The organism is Arthrobacter sp. P1_B3, from assembly GCF_056406615.1.
In genome coordinates this window covers 1-18407 of the sequence record NZ_JBFTZV010000013.1, presented here as the reverse complement: position 1 = coordinate 18407, position 18407 = coordinate 1, and the positions used below count along the sequence as shown (strand labels likewise).

At 68.4% G+C, this 18407-nt stretch carries 12 protein-coding genes and 2 rRNA genes; 7 read left to right on the top strand and 7 right to left on the bottom strand.

Going from position 1 to position 18407, the window contains the following annotated elements; translation table 11 throughout:
- The 5 genes from AC1D2F_RS14345 to galK all read left to right on the top strand — a co-directional run bounded on the left by AC1D2F_RS14345 (window position 1) and on the right by galK (window position 7713).
- A complete protein-coding gene (locus AC1D2F_RS14345; protein ID WP_476967003.1) occupies window positions 1-2115 on the top strand; it encodes a beta-galactosidase in 2115 nt (704 codons plus the stop codon).
- Between the two features lie 9 nt (window positions 2116-2124).
- The gene (locus AC1D2F_RS14340) at window positions 2125-2946 is read left to right on the top strand and encodes a DeoR/GlpR family DNA-binding transcription regulator (RefSeq protein ID WP_476967002.1); all 822 of its coding nucleotides are present in this window, start codon (window positions 2125-2127) and stop codon (window positions 2944-2946) included.
- A gap of 119 nt (window positions 2947-3065) precedes the next feature.
- Entirely contained in the window at window positions 3066-5342 is a 2277-nt protein-coding gene (locus tag AC1D2F_RS14335) for an alpha-galactosidase (protein WP_476967022.1), read from the top strand.
- A 2-nt stretch (window positions 5343-5344) separates the two neighbouring features.
- Window positions 5345-6526: a galactose-1-phosphate uridylyltransferase gene (galT, locus tag AC1D2F_RS14330; RefSeq protein ID WP_476967001.1), complete on the top strand. Its 1182-nt coding sequence runs from the start codon at window positions 5345-5347 to the stop codon at window positions 6524-6526.
- Window positions 6523-7713, top strand: a complete 1191-nt coding sequence (galK, locus tag AC1D2F_RS14325) for a galactokinase (RefSeq protein WP_364748738.1) — start codon at window positions 6523-6525, stop codon at window positions 7711-7713. The genes galT and galK overlap by 4 nt, the downstream gene beginning before the upstream one ends.
- A 44-nt stretch (window positions 7714-7757) precedes the next feature.
- Here galK and AC1D2F_RS14320 read toward each other — a convergent pair whose 3' ends face one another.
- Together AC1D2F_RS14320 and AC1D2F_RS14315 are read right to left on the bottom strand one after the other, a co-directional pair.
- Window positions 7758-8747, bottom strand: coding sequence for an LLM class flavin-dependent oxidoreductase (locus tag AC1D2F_RS14320; RefSeq protein WP_364748740.1), 990 nt, complete (start codon window positions 8745-8747; stop codon window positions 7758-7760).
- Window positions 8748-8988: 241 nt separating this feature from the next.
- Complete coding sequence (locus AC1D2F_RS14315; protein WP_229995049.1) at window positions 8989-9789, bottom strand: glycoside hydrolase family 25 domain-containing protein; 801 nt, start codon at window positions 9787-9789, stop codon at window positions 8989-8991.
- Window positions 9790-9961: 172 nt separating this feature from the next.
- On the opposite strand from AC1D2F_RS14315, the gene AC1D2F_RS14310 reads away from it, so the two are divergent.
- Together AC1D2F_RS14310 and AC1D2F_RS14305 are read left to right on the top strand one after the other, a co-directional pair.
- Window positions 9962-11695 carry a helicase HerA-like domain-containing protein gene (locus AC1D2F_RS14310; RefSeq protein ID WP_364748743.1) on the top strand — a complete coding sequence of 578 codons (1734 nt, stop codon included), beginning with the start codon at window positions 9962-9964 and terminating at the stop codon, window positions 11693-11695.
- Window positions 11696-11810: 115 nt separating this feature from the next.
- Complete coding sequence (locus AC1D2F_RS14305) at window positions 11811-12803, top strand: hypothetical protein (RefSeq protein WP_476967000.1); 993 nt, start codon at window positions 11811-11813, stop codon at window positions 12801-12803.
- 182 nt (window positions 12804-12985) lie between these two features.
- Here AC1D2F_RS14305 and AC1D2F_RS14300 read toward each other — a convergent pair whose 3' ends face one another.
- From AC1D2F_RS14300 to AC1D2F_RS14280, 5 genes are all read right to left on the bottom strand, one after another.
- Complete coding sequence (locus AC1D2F_RS14300; RefSeq protein WP_476966999.1) at window positions 12986-14944, bottom strand: NHL domain-containing thioredoxin family protein; 1959 nt, start codon at window positions 14942-14944, stop codon at window positions 12986-12988.
- Window positions 14941-17115, bottom strand: coding sequence for a bifunctional copper resistance protein CopD/cytochrome c oxidase assembly protein (locus tag AC1D2F_RS14295; protein WP_476966998.1), 2175 nt, complete (start codon window positions 17113-17115; stop codon window positions 14941-14943). The genes AC1D2F_RS14300 and AC1D2F_RS14295 overlap by 4 nt, the downstream gene beginning before the upstream one ends.
- 165 nt (window positions 17116-17280) lie before the next feature.
- Window positions 17281-17568: an HU family DNA-binding protein gene (locus AC1D2F_RS14290; RefSeq protein ID WP_011776355.1), complete on the bottom strand. Its 288-nt coding sequence runs from the start codon at window positions 17566-17568 to the stop codon at window positions 17281-17283.
- Window positions 17569-17940: 372 nt separating this feature from the next.
- Window positions 17941-18057, bottom strand: a 5S ribosomal RNA gene (gene rrf, locus AC1D2F_RS14285).
- A 206-nt stretch (window positions 18058-18263) separates the two neighbouring features.
- Window positions 18264-18407 (bottom strand): 23S ribosomal RNA (locus AC1D2F_RS14280); the annotation flags it as partial.

Here is an 18407-nt window from a genome sequence, read left to right as displayed (position 1 = left end):
GTGGACAACAGCTTCAACCACAACAACAACCACATGGACTACATCACCGCCCGCCTCGGCTCCGAGGGCTCCCCGATGCTGGCCTTCGGCGGCGACTACAACCCGGAGCAGTGGCCCGAGGAAACCTGGGACGAGGACGTCCGGCTGATGCGCGAGGCCGGCGTCAACCTCGTCAGCGTGGGCATCTTCAGCTGGTCCCTGCTTGAGCCGTCCGAGGGCGTCTACGAGTTCGGCTGGCTGGACCGGGTCCTGGACCTGCTGCACGCGAACGGCATCCGGGTGGACCTGGCGAACGCCACGGCATCGCCGCCGCCCTGGTTCAGCCACAAGTACCCCGAGTCCCTGCCGGTAACGGCCGACGGCGTGCGGCACAGTTACGGTTCCCGGCAGGCGTTCGCGGCCTCGAGCGCCGAATACCGCCGGGCCGCCGCGGCCCTGACCGAGCAGATCGCCGTCCGGTACAAGGACCACCCCGCCGTCGTGATGTGGCACGTCCACAACGAGTACGGCTGCCACAACCAGCCGGATTTCTCCGACGGCGCCGCCGCCGGCTTCCGGCGCTGGCTCGAACACCGGTACGGCAGCCTCGAGGCCCTCAATGCCGCGTGGGGCACCGCCTTCTGGTCCCAGCGCTACTCGGCCTGGGAGCAGATCCTGCCGCCGCGCACCTCCGGGACCTGGGTTAACCCGACCCAGCAGCTGGACTTCGCCCGCTACTCCTCCGATGAACTGCTCGAATGCTACAAGGCCGAGGCCGCGATCATTCGCTCACACTCAGGGCATCCCGTGACCACCAACTTCATGGGGTTCAACATGGGCCTGCACCAGCCCGTGGACTACTGGCGCTGGTCCGAGGAGATGGACGTGGTCTCCAACGACCACTACCTCATCGCCGAGGACTTGCGAAACTTCCAGGAACTGGCGGCAACCGCGGACCTCACCCGCGGCTGGGCCAAGGGCAAGCCGTGGCTGCTCATGGAGCATTCCACCTCTGCCGTGAACTGGCAGCCCCGCAACATCGCCAAAGCGCCCGGTGAGATGCTGCGCAATTCCCTGCAGCACGTTGCCCGCGGCGCCGACGGCGCGCTCTTCTTCCAGTGGAGGGCCTCGCGCGCGGGCGCCGAGAAGTTCCACTCCGGGCTGTTGCCGCATGCCGGCACGGACACCAAGGTTTGGCGTGAAGTGGTCCAGCTCGGCCAGGCGCTGCGCAGCCTCGCCGAAATCAGCGGCTCGGTGGTGACGGGAGCATCCGGCCGGGTGGACGTCGCGATCCTCCACGACACCGACGCCCGCTGGGCCTCGGAACTGGACTCGCACCCGAGCGTGGATGCCTCCAACATCGCGGAAACCCTCCGCTGGCATGATGCCTTCTACCGTGCCGGCATCCCCACCGACTTCCGCCAGAGCACCGACGACCTCTCCGGCTACCGGCTCGTCGTCGCACCAATGCAGTACCTCGTGAGCGATGCCGGGGCCGCGAACCTGGACGCGTACGTGCGCGCCGGCGGCCACCTCGTGGTGACGTATTTCTCCGGTATCGTGGACGAAAATGACCACATCAGGCTCGGCAGCTACCCCGGCGCGTTCAGCGCACTGCTGGGCGTCCGGATGGAAGAATTCTTTCCGCTGCGCGGCGGCGAAAGCGTCCGGCTCAGCGGTTTCGGGGCGGGCACCTGCTGGAACGAACTGGGGCGGGCGACCACCGCCGAGGTCCTCGCGACCGTGGAAGAGGGACCGGCAGCCGGCGCTCCCGCCGTGACCCGCAACCGCGCCGGAAGCGGCCGCTCCTACTATGTCGCAACGACGCTCGCACCGGAGGGCCTGGGCGAACTGCTCGCCGTCGTCTGCGCCGATGCCAGGGTGCAGCCGCTCATTCCGGACCTCCCGGACAATGTGGAAGTTGCCCGGCGCAGCAAGGACGGCACTGACTGGACGTTCTGCATTAACCACGGGGCCCACGACGTCAGGCTGCCGCTGGAAGGCGTCGACCTGCTCTCCGGAGCCGAGCTCGACGGCGGGCTCGGCCTCGCGGCCGGAGGTGTCGCCGTCGTCCGTTCCCGTGCCGCCCAATTGGTCGGCACGTCCGCCAGCCACTCAAGCCACTCAAGCCTGTAAGGACTCCACATGCTAGCCGCAGCCCGCCATTCCGCCATCCTCGCGGAGGTCCAACGTGAGCGGATCGTCCGTGTCGCGGACCTCGCCAAGATGCTCGGCGTCTCGCTGATGACCGTGCGGCGGGACATCGAGGCCCTCGACGCGGCCGGCTCCGTGGAGAAAATCCACGGCGGGGCCAAGCTGCCCGGCGGGGCCGGCACCCACGAGCCAGGCTTCGAGCTGAAGGTGACCCAGCTCCAGGACGAGAAGATGGCGATTGCCCAGGAGGCGGCCGCCCAGGTGCGCGAGGGCATGGCGGTGGGGCTCAGCGCGGGCACCACCACCTGGGCGCTGGCCCAGCTGCTGTCCGCCGGGCCGCGGATCACGGTGGTCACCAACTCGGTGCGGATCGCGGATGTCTTCCACCAGAGCTCCTCGCCGTCCACCGTGATCCTGACCGGCGGCGAGCGCACACCCTCCGATGCCCTCGTCGGGCCGCTGGCCACGTCCTCGCTCAAGCAGCTGCACCTGGACGTGCTGTTCCTCGGCGTCCACGGCGTCGACGCCGACGCCGGGTTCACCACCCCCAACGTATTGGAAGCCGAAACCGACCGGGCCTTCGTCACCGCGGCCCGGCGGGTGGTGGTGCTGGCCGACCACACGAAGTGGGGCACCCTTGGCATCAGCACCATCGCCAGCCTGGAGGACGCTGACGAACTGATCAGCGACGACCTCCTCGGCAGCGAGGCCCGGCGCATCCTCGGCGAGCGCGTCGGCAGGCTCCGCCTGGCCAGTACCGGCGACGCCCGGCGCATCAGCACAGCCACGAGCCCCACAGCAGCCGCAGGCTGACGGCAAGGCCCGCCCACCCCCAAACCACTACGCCTGGAGCTGCCGTGAACAACCCGGACCTCACCCTTGCCGCCGAGACCCGCTCCCCACTGGGCGTCCCGGGCCTGTTGCCGTCGGATCTGGAGCCGTTGTACCTGCGTCGCTCCGGCACGTCCCTGCTCATCGACTTCAGCACGGGCGAGGCCGCGATGCTGCACTTCGGCGCCGACCTCGGCCCGGCCTTGCCCGAGCTTTCGCTGCTGGGCGACGCCGTCCCGCGCTCGGCCCTCGACGTTCCGGTCACGCTGGGGCTGATCCCGCAGGCGTCCTCAGGCTGGCGCGGACGGCCCGGCCTCCGCGGCCACCGGAATGGCCAGGCGTTCTCGACCCGGCTGCGCGTTGTCAGTGTTGAGCGTTCCGGCGGGGGGCGTTCCGGCGGGGAGCTGACCGGCGCGCACGAGTGCTCGGCCGTCATCACCCAGGCGGACCCCGAGGCCGGCGTCAGAGTCCGCACGGAGATCAGGATCAACGACGGCGGCCTGCTCCAGCTACGGCACCGGCTCGATAACGACGGCGCCGGCCCGTACAGCCTTGACGAACTCGCGGCCGTGCTGCCGGTGGGCCGCGCCGCCACAGAGATCCTGGACCTCACCGGCCGCTGGTGCCGGGAGTCCCACCCCCAGCGCCTGCCGCTGCACCAAGGCACGTGGGTCCGCTCGGGCCGGCACGGCCGGACCGGCCATGACGCTTCCCTCCTGCTGGCAGCCGGCACGCCCGGATTCGGCAACCGCCACGGGCAGGTCTGGGCCGTGCATCTGGGCTGGAGCGGCAACCACGAGAGCTTCGTTGACGCCGCAGCGGACGGCCGGACCGTCCTGGGCGCCTCGGAACTGCTCGGCGCCGGCGAGATCAGCCTGGCCGCGGGCGCCAGCTACGAGACCCCGTGGTTGTTCGCGGCGTACTCCGCCGCGGGGCTGGACGGCATCAGCGATGCTTTCTACACCTGGTTCCGGAGCCGCCCGCACCACCCCGGCGTGCGGTCGGGCAAAGCCCGTCCCGTGGTTCTCAACGTCTGGGAAGCGGTGTATTTCGACCACCGGATGCCGATGCTGCTTGATCTCGCCGAATCCGCCGCCCGGCTGGGCGTGGAACGCTACGTCCTCGACGACGGCTGGTTCCGCGGCCGGCGCAACGACCAGGCCGGCCTCGGCGACTGGTACGTCGACGAGGACCTCTGGCCCGGTGGCCTGGCCCCGCTGATCGACGCGGTGACCGGCCACGGCATGGAATTCGGTCTCTGGGTGGAACCCGAAATGGTCAACGAAGACTCCGACCTGGCCCGCGCCCACCCGGACTGGATCGCCGCTCCGGTACCGCGGACCGCCGGGGGCAGCCCTGCCGCCGGCGGCAGCGCTAGCGGCGGGGGCAGCCCGGCCGGCCGGCTGCCGGAACGGTGGCGGCACCAGCAGGTCCTCGACCTCGTCAATCCGGAGGCCTGGCAGTACATTTTCGACAGGCTCGATGCCCTGTTGAGCGAATACCGGATCAGCTACCTGAAATGGGACCAGAACCGGGACCTGACCGAAATGGGCCACGCCGGGCGCCCCTCCGTGCACGCCCAGACGCGGGCCGTTTACCGGCTCCTCGACGAGCTGCGCCTGGCCCACCCGGACGTCGAGATTGAAAGTTGCTCCTCCGGGGGCGCCCGCGTGGACCTCGGAATCCTGGAACGCACCGACCGGATCTGGGCCTCGGACTGCAACGATGCCCTGGAACGGCAGACCATCCAGCGCTGGACCGGTGTGGTGGTGCCGCCGGAGCTCGTCGGATCGCACATCGGACCCACCACGAGCCACACCACCGCGCGAACGCACGACCTCTCCTTCCGGGCGATCACCGCGATGTTTGGCCACTTCGGCCTCGAATGGGATGTCCGGCACCTCGCCGATTCCGAGCGCAGCGAGCTTGCCGGGGCGATCGCGCTGTTCAAGCAGTACCGGCCCCTGCTGCACAGCGGGCGGATGGTACGGGCGGACGAGCCTGATCCGGCCCTCCGGCTCCACGGCGTCGTGTCCAATGACGGCGGGGAGGCCCTCTTCGCCCTGGTGTCCGTGGCGACGTCGTTCGCCGAAGTCCCGGGGCGGGTCTGCCTGCCAGGGCTGCTGCCGGATGCCGCGTACCGGGTGGAGGCGGTCTACCCGGCGGCCGATGACAGGCGAGCGTTCCTGCAGACGGTGTCTCCGGCGTGGCTTGCGGGCGGCGTCGAGGCGACCGGACGGTTCCTGGCGGAGTCCGGCCTCCCCATGCCTGTCCTAAACCCGGAGCACGGGCTGCTGCTGGCTATCCGCCGCGTCACCGCCGCCGTTCCAGCCGCCGTTCCAGCCGCAACCGGCGGCCACCCCGTAAGGAACTCCTGACCATGGGCCAGATTACGAAGCGCTCCTATAAGCTCTCCGACGGCCGGGACATCATCTACTTCGATGATGCCGATACCGTCCTGCCCCCGGACCGGGGGGACGATCTCCGCGAGCCGGCGCTCCGTCCGCCTACCGCCACCATGCGCCAGGACGTCCTGACCGGGGAGTGGATTTCGATCGCGGCCGCCCGGCAGAACCGGGTGGTCCTGCCGCCCTCGCACCTGGACCCGCTGGCCCCGGCGTCGCCGGAGAATCCCTCGGAGATTCCGAGCCTCTATGACGTCGCCGTCTTCGAAAACAAGTCCCCGTCCTTCGGACCGGACCTGGCGGGAGCCGGCGCGCCGGAGGGCCTGGACGAGCTCGCCCTGGTGGGGCTGGGGCGCAGCCGGCAGTCTGTGGGCCGGTGCGAAGTGGTGTGCTTCTCCCCCGAACACACCGGGTCCCTGGCGGGGCTGCCCCTGTCCCGGATGCGCACCGTAGTGGAAGCCTGGGCGGACCGGACGGCCGCGCTGTCCGCGCTGCCCGGCGTCGAACAGGTTTTTCCGTTCGAGAACCGCGGCGAAGCGATCGGCGTGACGCTGCACCACCCGCACGGACAGATTTACGCCTACCCGTATATCACGCCCCGTACGGCCCAGCTGGTCCGCACGATCGAGAGCTACGGCGGCTCGCTGTTCCAGGACATCCTCAGTTTCGAGCAGAAATCCGAGCGGGTGCTGCTCCAGGGCGAGCACTGGACGGCGTTTGTCCCGTTTGCCGCGCGCTGGCCGCTGGAAGTCCATATCCTCCCGCACCGGCACGTCCCGGACCTCGCCGCCACCACAGGCGAGGAACGCGATGAGTTCTCCCGGCTGTACGGCCGGCTCCTGCGCGGCGTCGATGCCCTCTACGACACGCCCACTCCGTACATTTCGGCGTGGCACCAGGCTCCCGTCCACGCCCACCGCGACGACATCCGGCTCATGCTGCAGCTGACCTCGCCCCGCCGGGAGGAGGACAAGCTCAAGTACCTGGCAGGCTCGGAGGCCGCGATGGGCGCATTCATCGCGGACATCCCGCCGGAAACGGCTGCCGCCCGGCTCCGCGAGGCCATGGAAAAGGCATCGCCACCACCGCCTACGGCAGGGCTCGAGCCATTCCGCACAGAACTGCCAGCAACAGAACAGGAAGCCGCCCAGCCATGAATGAGGTCCTTCAACTGGGAAGCGAGTACTTTTCCAGCCAGTTCGGCGGCGTGCCGGACGGCTTGTGGTCGGCGCCCGGGCGGGTCAACCTGATCGGCGAGCACACGGATTACAACGACGGCTTCGCGTTGCCGATCGCGATCGACAAGCGCACCACGGTAGCGGCCCGCGCCCGTGCAGACCGCTTGCTCAGGGTCACAAGCAGCTCTTTCCCCGGCATGATGGAGGTGAGCCTCGAGGACTTGGACCCAGATGCCCTGACCGGCTGGGCCGCCTACCCCCTGGGTGTGGCCTGGGCGATGTCCCGCGCGGCGGCTGCCGGCGCGCCCGACGGCGCCGGTTCCGGGGGTGCCTCGCGGATGTCCGGCCTGGACCTGGCGCTGACCTCGGATGTTCCGGCCGGCGCCGGGCTGTCCTCCTCCGCCGCCGTCGAATGCGCCGTGGCCCTGGCCCTGAACGATCTCTGGGAGTTGGGGCTGGACAGGCAGGAACTAGCCCGGATCGGCCAGCTGGCCGAGAACAGGGTGGTCGGCGCACCCACCGGCATCATGGACCAGTCGGCCTCGCTCCTGGGCGAACCGGATCATGGCATCCTGCTCGACTGCCAGAGCCTGGTGACCGAGACCGTTGCCCTGGGCTTCGCCGGTGCCGGCGTAGGGCTCCTGGTGATCGACACCCGCACCAGCCATTCCCATGCCGACGGCGGCTATGCCAGCCGCCGCCGGTCCTGCGAGGACGGTGCCCGCCGCCTGGGCGTCGGCAGCCTGCGGGCACTGGGCCCGGATGATCTCCCCCGCGCCGCAGCACAGCTCGACGGACAGACCTACCGCCGGGTCCGCCACATCATCACGGAAAACCAGCGGGTGCTGGACACCGTCGCGGCGCTGCGGACCTCCGGCGCGGCCGCCATCGGGCCGTTCCTCAACGAGTCGCACCTGTCCATGCGCGACGACTTCGAGATCTCCACGCCCGAGCTCGACCTCGCCGTGGCCGGCGCGCAGGAATTGGGCGCCATCGGAGCGCGCATGACCGGCGGCGGCTTCGGCGGGGCCGCCCTCGCCCTGGTCCGGAGCGACGACGCCGGCGACGTGGCCGGGGGCATTGCACGCGACTTCGCCCGTGCCGGGTTCACGGCCCCGCACATCTTCCCCGTCACCGCGTCCGAGGGCGCCCGCCGGGAACTGTAGCCCGGGCCGCCGTGAGACCCGCAGGCAGTTGGGCGCGCAGGCTCTTAGGCCCGCACGAGCTGGGCGGCGTCGGCCAGAAGGTCCACGGAACGGAGCCGGGCCTCGGTGCCGGTGCTCTGATGCGCCACGATCAGTTCGTCCGCGTCGGCGTGCCCCGTGAACTCCTCGAGGTACGCCAGGACGGCATCGGGAGTGCCCACAGCGGAGTACTTCATCATCTGCGCCACGTGCTGGCCCTGGGGCGAGTCCAGGATCATGTCCGCCTCGTCGTCGCTGAACACACGGCCATTGCCGAAGAACAGGGAGACCCTGGCCCGCTTGGTGGCCTGGAACATCGCCTGCGCCTCCGCGGCCGTATCCGCGGCAACGACATTGACGCCGGCGATCACATGCGGGGCGTCGAGCTGCGCAGAGGGCCGGAACTCGCGGCGGTAGACGGCCACCGCGTCCTGCAGCGCGTTGGGCGCGAAGTGCGAGGCGAAGGCGTAGGGCAGGCCCAGCTGGGCGGCCAGCCTGGCGCCGAACAGGGACGAGCCCAGGATGTACAGCGGCACGTTGGTGCCTTTGCCCGGGGTGGCCTCCACGCCCTGGATGCGGGTGGGGCCGGTCAGGTAGCCCTGGAGCTCCAGGACGTCCTGCGGGAAGCTGTCTGCCGACATCGGATCGCGGCGCAGGGCGCGCATGGTGTTCTGGTCGCTGCCGGGCGCCCGGCCCAGCCCGAGGTCGATCCTTCCCGGGTGCAGCGTTTCGAGCGTGCCGAACTGTTCCGCGATGGTCAGCGGCGAGTGGTTGGGCAGCATCACGCCCCCGGCGCCGAGCCGAATGCTGGAGGTGTGGGCCGCGACGTGGGCGATCAGCACGCTCGTGGCGGAAGAGGCGATCGCGGACATGTTGTGGTGCTCGGCGTACCAGATCCGCCGGTAGCCCCGGTCCTCGGCGAGCTGCGCCATGGCCACGCTTCCGGCGAAGCTCTCCGCCGCCGTCTGGCCCGGGCCGATGGTTGCAAGGTCAAGAATGGAAAGCGGAACAGTCACGGAAAAGCCGGCCTTTCGTAGCGGAGCAGTGTGCGGGCCGGAGTTTGGAACTGCGGTCCTGGGCGGCGCCGGGTTTCCGGCGCGGGCACACTGGCATCAACGACGGCGGCCCCCGGGATATTTCTGCACATATTTCTGCACATGATTCTGGACCGCGCGGACAGCCCACCCCCAGCTGGGCCGACTGCTTCTTGCCAGCTTCTGCTTCTACTTCAGCGTCTGCTTCAGCGGTTCAGCGGGATCAGCTGCAGGAGTAGTTGTAGTCGAGGCCGCCGGAGATGTACTGCGTCATCGAGACGCGGCTGCGCGGGGTGAGCCCGGGCAGGGCGCAGTTCTGCTTGGCGCCGGCCGCCGATCCCGCTCCAGCGAGCCAGCTCGGCAGTCCTGCCAGCGGGCTGGTGAACTTCACGGATCCGGCGATCTTCCCCCACTGGTAGCCAGTGGAGTAGAGGCCCACGCGCGCGCCGATCCTCTTGAAGTAGGCGGTCATGCCTTCCAGGACGGCGACGTTGGCGGCCGTGTCTGCCTGCCAGGTGTTTTCCGTTTCCACATCCAGCCACCAGAGGTAGGACTGCGGGTTGCTGACCCCGCGGCGCCTGGCGTCGTCGGACGCCTTGGCCCACCCGTACATGTAGGAGCAGGCTTTGAACGACCCCAGGGCGCAGTTGCCGTAGGGGTTGGTGACCTTCACCCCGTTGTAGGTGTTCGACGTGGGCCACCATGACCCCTGCCGGCCGGGGTTGGCGGTGTTCACGTACAGGGCCACTCTGGGCTGCGCTGTCGCTGCGGGGGACTTTGCGGTCTTCGCCCAGGCCAGCTGGCTTGCCAGGCACGGGTTCGTGTTGTTGGCCAGGCCGTAGTTGACGCCGACGATTGCGAAGGCGGGCTGCTTTGGCAGGGTCCTGCCGCACTGCGGCCAGGACACATCGATTCCGGGTCCCGAGGTGCTGGCCGTGACGGCCGAGGCGGGGCTTCCGCCCAAGAGGACAAGGCCGAGGGTCACAACAAAGGCCAGTACGATGCGCGGGAACGAGTTGGGCATGCCACAGTCTAAGGCAGAATCGCAGAAACGCTAATCGGTGGCGTAATTCCGTCACGGCGTCGATGGGCCGCCGGCACGGCATCGATGGGGCGGCACAGTCGGTGTGCGCGTCCCGCGGAATAGGCCAGTCTTAGCCGGGTCCGGGAACCCCGGACCCGGCTAAGCTAACCGCATGGCCATCAAATCCACTGCAGATAAAGTCGCCACGATCCAGAAGGGCTACACCCTGGACGGCCCCACGATCGAACTCGGTGCGGCGATCGTCGATGGCGAACTCCACAAGGACGCCCCCGTCCGGCTGCCGCTCGCGATGATGAACCGGCACGGCCTCGTGGCCGGGGCGACAGGCACCGGCAAGACCGTCACGCTGCACATGATGGCCGAACAGCTCTCCACGGCGGGCGTGCCCGTGTTCCTTGCCGACATCAAAGGCGACCTCTCCGGGCTGGCCACGGCGGCCACGGGCAGCGACAAACTCCGGACCCGCACGGAGAGCATCGGCCAGGCGTGGGCCGGCAAGACCTTCCCGGTGGAGTTCCTGGCCCTCGGCGGCGACGGCCAGGGCATCCCGGTCCGCGCCACCATTACCTCCTTCGGCCCCATCCTGCTCTCCCGGGTCATGGACCTGAACGAAACCCAGGAATCCAGCCTGCAGCTCGTCTTCCATTTCGCGGACAAGAACAACCTGGAACTGATCGACCTCAAGGACCTGCGGGCCGTCATCCAGTTCCTGACCTCCGCCGAGGGCAAGGACGAGCTTGAGGAACTCGGCGGCCTCTCCAAGGCAACCGCCGGTGTGATCCTGCGCGAACTGATCACGCTTGAGGCGCAGGGCATGGAGACGTTCTTCGGCGAACCCGAGTTCGACACCGCCGAACTGCTGCGTACCGCGCCGGACGGCCGCGGCGTGGTCAGCTGCCTGGAGCTACCCACGCTGCAGACCAAGCCCATGCTCTTCTCGACGTTCCTGATGTGGCTGCTCGCCGACCTCTTCGAGGACCTGCCGGAGGCCGGGGACCTCGACAAGCCCAAGCTGGTGTTCTTCCTGGATGAGGCGCATCTGCTGTTCAACGGCGCCTCCAAGGCCTTCCTCGACGCCATCACCACCACCGTCCGGCTCATCCGGTCCAAGGGCGTCGGCATCTTCTTCGTGACGCAGACCCCCAAGGATGTCCCCGCCGACGTCCTCGGCCAGCTGGCAAACCGGGTACAGCACGCCCTCCGCGCCTATACCCCGGAGGATGCCAAGGCCCTCCGGGCCACCGTCTCCACCTTCCCGACCAGCGACTACGACCTAGAGGAGACCCTCACCACCGCCGGCATCGGCGAGGCCGTTATCACCGTCCTGAATGAGAAGGGCGCGCCAACTCCCGTGGCACTGACCCGGCTCCGCGCCCCGGAATCCGTGATGGGGCCCAGCACCGACGCCCTGATCTCCAGCACCGTCGCCGCCTCCGCGCTCCTGCCCAAGTACGGCACCGCGGTCGACAACATCTCGGCCTACGAGAAGATCGCCGGGAAGGGCGCTGCCCCCACCGGACCGGCCGCCGGGACCGCGCACCAGGGCGGCGCGGGCCAAGGCGGCGCGGACCAGGGCGGCAGCTTGGACGCCAACGCCATCGATGCCGAAGCCCGACGGATCGAGGAAGAAATCCTTGGCCGTCCCAGCAGCCGTCCAGCGCCGGCGCCGGGGACGCCCGAACACGCGAACGCGCCTGAACGGCGGGCCCCACGGCCGGCGCAGCCGACGGACGGCGGCGGCATCGCCGGCGGTGGGATCGGTGGCGACCTCGCGGGGGCCCTCGGCGGAGGCCTCAAGAGCATGGCCCGCTCGCTGGGAACCCAACTCGGCAGGGAGCTGCTCCGCGGCGTCTTCGGCACTTCCTCGAAGCGCCGCCGGCGCTAGGGATGACCACGGGGGCATCCCACCGAATGGTCTTGGCCCGCCATGCTCCGCGTCACAGATGCGCACCTTGACACAGGGATTCCTGTGGGGTGCAGGTAACGTAAGAATCGTGCAGATGAGTCAGGCGTTGGTCAAAATCGCGGCAGTGTGGCTGCTCGGACTGATGCTTGCCGTGGCCGGGGCCATCGTGTCCATCAACCTGGTGAACGACTCCGTTGCCGGGCCCCAGCAGCCGGTCCGCGAATATCTCAGCGCCCTGCAAAAGGGCGATGGCGAAAAGGCGCTGGGCCTGTTGCGCGCCTCCGTGCCGCAAAGCAACCCGGCGATGCTCGACGGAACCGCACTGCAAACCGCGGCCGCCCGCATCTCCGACGTCAAGCTTGGTGGCGCTGAGGAACGCGGCGCGAATCAGGTCATGGTGCCCATGGACTACACGATCGACGGCAGCCAGTTGCACGCCGAGTTCCTGCTGGAGCGCTCCGGCACCGAGTGGCTGTTCTTCCACAAATGGTCTTTCGTCCCCTCCGCGCTGCCCGTCCTGGACGTCACTGTGGTCAACTCCAGCGAGGCCACCCTCAACGGGGTACCGGTGAACATGCCCAACGGCCGCAACTCCTTCGCTGTCTTCTACCCCGGCGAGTACGAGGCCGCGCTGAACGGCCAGTACTTCTCCGCCCCGGCCAGCCGGGCCACCGTGGCGGGCGGGGACGCGCGCCCGGCCTCGCTGAACCTGCTGACCGAGGCCACAGGTGCCCTGAAGGAGGCCGTGAGCGGCAAGGTCAAGGAGTTCCTGGACTCCTGCGCCGACGAGGCCGACAAGCAGCAGATGCTGCAGCCCGACTGCCCGTTCTACCACGCCACCAACAACCGCGTGATGGACGGAACCATCGACTGGAGCATTACGGACTACCCGACCGTCAGCATCGAGCCGTTCGGCGGCCGCTGGGTGGTGGCGCCCCTGGACGGCAAGGCCCGGATCAAGGCCCGCCAGGTGGACCTGTTCACCGGCGCCGTGTCCGACATCAACTCGGTACACGATTTCAGCTTCACGACCCGCCTGGACATCGACGGCGACACCGTCAAGCTCACGCCGCAGCTCAACTACTAGACCCGGTTAACTACTAGAACCGGGGGATTCCCCGCCGCAGCGTCTCTTCCCGTCACGCAGGGCAGACTTTGGGCCATCCGAGAGAACCGCCAGGACCTCCGCCACCATTGAAAGCCAAAAGGCTGCTGTCCGTGACGTGAGGTCACGGACAGCAGCCTTTTGATGAGCAGCGGTGCAGCGGGTCAGTCCATTCCGCGCAGGTCCAGGACCAGCTCGGTGTCGCCGTCGGCCTGCAGGAGCACGGGGATTCCCCAGTCCTGCTGGTACAGGTGGCAGGCCGCGTGGTCCGGGATCTCGCCGTCGGCGTCTTCGGGTCCGTCACACGCCGCCGCGCGGGCGGTGATGTGCAGGACGCCTTCGGCAACGTCGGAGGAAAGCTCCAGTGTGCGGAGGAGCCCCACGGACGTCCCGCCGCCGGAAACCAGCAGTTCGGGCGGTGTGGACGATATCTTCAACTGGGTGGGATCGCCCCACCGGTCGTCCAGCTTCTGCCCGGTGGGCGCCGTGAAGCGCACCGCCAGTTCGAGCGGCCCGGGCGCCACGGGGCTCTTGGGCCGGTGGGTCTGCGCAGCGCCCTCGTCCACCTGCTGCGCTTCCTTCGGGATGGGCACGTACACCAGCTGGTGCTTGTTGGCCTCGACCACCACCAGCAACGGCTCAGATCCGGCGACCTGGGTGTGGTCCACAATCACGTCCGAGGGCTCGGACAGTCCGCGCGCCAGTGTGGACACCGTGCCCGTTGCCGGGTCGTAGCGGCGCACTGCGCCGTTGTACGTGTCCGCGATGGCCACCGAGCCGTCAGGGAGCACCGTCACGCCGAGCGGGTGCTGCAGCCGCGCCTCTGCGGCGGGGCCGTCGCGGAAGCCGAAGTCGAACAGGCCCTTGCCCACGGCCGACTCGACGGTGATGCTGCCGGCGTCGCTAATCACGAGTTTGCGCAAAGCGGAGGTCTCGGAGTCAGCCACCCAGATGTTGCCGTCGGCGTCTTCGGCGAGACCGGAGGACTGGGCGAACCAGGCTTCAGCGGCCGGGCCGTCCAGGAGACCTTCGAGGCCGTTGCCGGCGATGATCTTTACGGCGCCGGAGGTCGGCTCGAAACTGAAGATCTGGTGCACCCCAGCCATCGCCACCACCACGGCGTTGAGTTTGCTGGACCAGACGACATCCCACGGCGAACTCAGGGACACCCCAAGCGGATCCGCCTCGAGCCGGGTACCGTAGGCGGCGCCTTCCTCGTTCACACGGGCCGGGCCGGTTTCCAGCAGCCGCTGCACGCCGTTGCCGGCCAGCGTCCGGACGGTTCCGTCCGAGAGGGACAGTCCGCGGAGCCGGTGGTTCACGGAGTCGGCAATCACGACGTCGTAGCCGGCGTCCGCGGCGACGTCCTCGGGCAGCAGCACCAGGCCCTGCGGTTCATTGAACCGGGCGGTCGCTGCGTTGCCGTCGGCGTGGCCCTTTTCACCTGAGCCGTACGTGGCCAGCACCGTCTCAAAATCGGTGGAGAGTTCCACGAGCCGGTGATGGCCGGTGTCGGTCACCAGCCACGAGCCGTCCCCGGCGCTTCCGACGCCACGGCCGTCGGGCAGGAACAGGGCCTTGCCCGGGAAGCGCAGCGTGCCCGACGTCGGTTCCGGCGCCACATAGGGGCCGTCGCCGCGGTGCAGGGTGCCCCTTGCCTCATGCTCGGCGATCAGTTCGGGGATCAGCACGGCGAGGCCGTCCGCGTGGCCTTCACCGGAGAGGTGCGCCACGATGTAGCCCTCGGGATCGATGACCACCAGGGTGGGCCACGCCCGGGCCGTGTAGGCCTTCCACGTGTCCAATTCGGGGTCGTCGAGGACCGGGTGGCGGATCTCGTAGCGCTCCACGGCGGCCGCCAGTGCCACGGGATCGGCCTCGTGCTCGAACTTGGGCGAATGCACGCCGACGGTCACCAGGACATCCGAGTACTGCTGCTCGAGCGGACGGAGTTCGTCCAGGACGTGCAGGCAGTTGATGCAGCAGAACGTCCAGAAGTCCAGCAGCACGATCTTGCCGCGCAGGGATTCGAGGTCCAGGGACTTGCCACCGGTGTTCAGCCAGTTGCGGCCGACAAGTTCGGAGGCCCGGACCCGGAGATGGGTGCGTACGGTTTCGGTCATGAGCGTCCTTCCAGCTTTGAATTGCGTTCGGCAAGCCTGGCGTCGCGCTCGGCCAGCTTGGCAAACATATCGTTGTAAGCAGCGAGATCGGCGTCGTTATTCCTGTCCGCCGCCCGGTCGGTGCGTTTGGACTCGCGCGCGTCGGAACGGGACCACATGACGGCGACGCCAATCGCCACCAGCAGGGTGGGCACTTCGCCGATGCCCCAGGCCACAGCGCCACCCATCTGCTGGTCCAGCAGGGCCGAGGGGCCCCACGTCCGCCCCAGGTTGCCGAAGTAGTCCGCGGCCAGCAGCCCCGTGCCTCCCATGATGGCGACGCCGAAGAACGCGTGGAAGCCCATGGTGGCCAGCAGGAGCAGCAGCCGCATGGGGTACGGTGCGCGGCGCGGCAGCGGATCGGTGCCGATCATGGTGAGCACGAAGATGTAGCCGGTGAGGGCGAAGTGCAGGTTCATGAGCTCGTGGCCCACGTGGTCCCGCATCGCGTAGCCGAACGCGTCCGAGTAGTAAAAGAGCACGATGGAGCCGGCGAAGTTGGCGGCCGCGAACAGCGGATGGGTCACCAGTTGCGAGAACTTGGAGTGGATGAAGATCATCAGCCACTCGCGCGGTCCGCGCGAACTGTCGCGCCGCGGGGTGAGCGCCCGGAGCGCCAGCGTCACCGGGGCGCCTAGGACCAGGAAGATGGGGGCCACCATGGTCAGGGCCATGTGGTCCACCATGTGCGCGGAAAACAGCACCCTGCCGTAGACCGACGGCGGCCCCGAGGTCACGTAGGTGAGGACCACGAGTCCGATCACCCAGTTGACCGTCCGGAACCAGGGCCACGAGTCGCCCCGTTGCAGCACCTTCCGGACTCCGAGGGCGTAGGACACCAGGGCAAAGGCCGCGACGGCGACCCAGAGCCAGTCGAGCCGCCACTCGGTGAGCCATCGTTCCGGGGTCAGTTGCGGCGGGAGCTCGTAGCCGGAGAGGATGAAGGCCGGCGACGCGTCGGGGGCGAAGGTGGTGGGCTGCGGCGGGGCAGAGCGTCCCAGCGCCACGGCGATCCCGGACGTCGCTCCCATGATGATCAGTTCGACGATAACCAGCTGCCACAGCACTTGGCGCGCGGACCTGCCCATGCCTCGGTTGCCCAGCTGCGGGATAACCCAGCGGCGGTGCATGAGCCCGATGCCGCCCAGCACAAGGACTGCCGCCGTCTTGGCGAGAATCAGTTGCCCGTAGGCCGACCCGAAGAGGTCTGCCCAGGTGGTGAGGCGGATGCTGGCGTTGATCACCCCTGAGGCGAAGACCAGAACGAAGGCAAAACCCGCAAGGGACGAGAACCGGCGCAGGGTCGGCTCGGTGATGTCTGCGGTGCGCGCGGACGCACCTGAGGTGCGCCCGCCGGCGCCGGTGCCGGTCAGGACGCCGGAAAGGATCGCCAGCATGATGATGCCGCCCACCCAGGCCGATACGCCCACCAGGTGCAGGCCGAGCGAGTTGATGGCGCCCTCGTGGTCGCTGGAGCTTGAGGAGTGCCCGATCAGGGCGGCGGGGACCAGCCCGATCAGCGAAAGGAGCAGGGTCAGTGCCAGGCCGCCTCGGGATCGCACGCCGAAAAGGGCTGTGGTGACGACGGCCGCGATGATCACGACAGCCAGCCAGGCACGTCCCGTTTCGATGTCCGTCATGAAGTACACGAGGGAGCGGGTGAATTCCGGATCCCCGGAGATGCCCTGCCCTGCAATGTCCGCATAGCCCAGGACCAGCACGGAGATCGCGGAGAGCGTCCAGACGGCGCCGGCCGCGGCGGCCACGGCCAGCGCCCGGGTGAAGGCCGGATGTTCCGGGCCGTCCTGCTCCTTGGTCCGGGAGCCGCTCCGGTTCCGCGGGAGGATCGCGACGGCGAAGATCAGGCCGCCGATCACGGTGGCCACGGCGACGTTGTGGACCGCTTTGGTCACCGGCAGCCCCCAGCGCACCAGCGCACCCGGATCCGAGACCTCGCGGGCGGCTGCCGCGCCGGAAAAGATGAGTGCCACGGACAGGCCCACGAACAACGCGCTGAGGCCGGCTATCAGCCACGGCCGGGCAATGCCGCCAGGACCTTGGCCAGGGCCGCGTGTGTCCCCGGGGGGAACGGGCGCTGCGGTTGTGGGCGTGGGATTTGCTGCGGAAGGCACACCTCCATTGTCCGCTACGCCGTCCTGCTCAGCGAATCGGCCCCCAACGGTTCGGCCTTGGGGGTCGGTCCAGGCGACCGGGCGCTGATGGGGCGGGAGACGGCCGGGAACCCAAAAGGAGCGGCGACCCGAGGGTTGCCGCTCCTTTCAAGCCTGCGAAGAAGACTACTTCTTCTTGGCGACTGCAGCCTTCAGCTTGGAGCCGGCGGTCAGCTTGACGCTGTGGCCAGCGGCAATCTGGATGGTCTCGCCAGTCTGCGGGTTGCGGCCGGTGCGAGCTGCACGGTCGGTGCGCTCCACTGCGAGCCAGCCCGGGATGGTGATCTTTTCGCCCGCGGCGACAGAGGTCTCGAAGACCTCGAACAGTGCGTCGAGCACGGAGTTGACTGCTGCCTGGCTGGTGCCGGCCTTGCCTGCGACCTCTGCAACAAGTTCACTACGGTTCTTAGCCATTTATGTCCTCCTGGACGGTCATGATTTTTGGAGCCTGCACACGGCATGCGTACAAACCACTGTTCGAAAACTTACCAGCTTGGCGCCTCAGAGGTGGCAAATTCCGCGTGTTTTCGGCGTTTTTTGGGGAAAATCACTGGAATCGACGCCGATCGCGGCCAAATTGCGCCGAGAGCGGACGCCCCTTCGCCGGGGCCGATTCAGGCAGATCCACTGCGGTCCTCGCCGGCGGACTTTCCGCCGTCTGAACAGAGGGCCGGGGCGGCCTCACAGGCGGCCTGGCCCGGTGGTCCGGCAGCTGGTTTTGTGTTGTGGGGTTAAATGCGGGAGGACCCCCAACCTGTGGTTGGGGGTCCTCGACCGTGAATGGTGTTCCGGCGGTGACCTACTCTCCCACACCCTCCCGGGTGCAGTACCATCGGCGCTGTGGGTCTTAGCTTCCGGGTTCGGGATGGGACCGGGCGTTTCCCCCACGCTATGACCGCCGTAACCCTGTGTCCCGTACCCGCCGGCGCCTGGTGGCGTGGGGGTGGGAAATCTGGTGGTTACAACATCTGTGGTGTTGTTATTTTGTTGTCGGTTCTCAAGCAACGGGTTTGTTGTTTGGGAACCACATAGTGGACGCAAGCAGTCTTGTTTCTTTGTACCCTTCCCGGGGTGTGAACGTCTTTTGAATCCGTTCACGGGATGGGTGTGTGGTGTAAGTTATCGGCCTATTAGTACCGGTCAGCTTCACGAGTCGTTAGTCCTCGCTTCCACATCCGGCCTATCAACCCAGTGGTCTGGCTGGGGGCCTCTCACACACAAGGTGTATGGAAATCTCATCTCGAAGCGAGCTT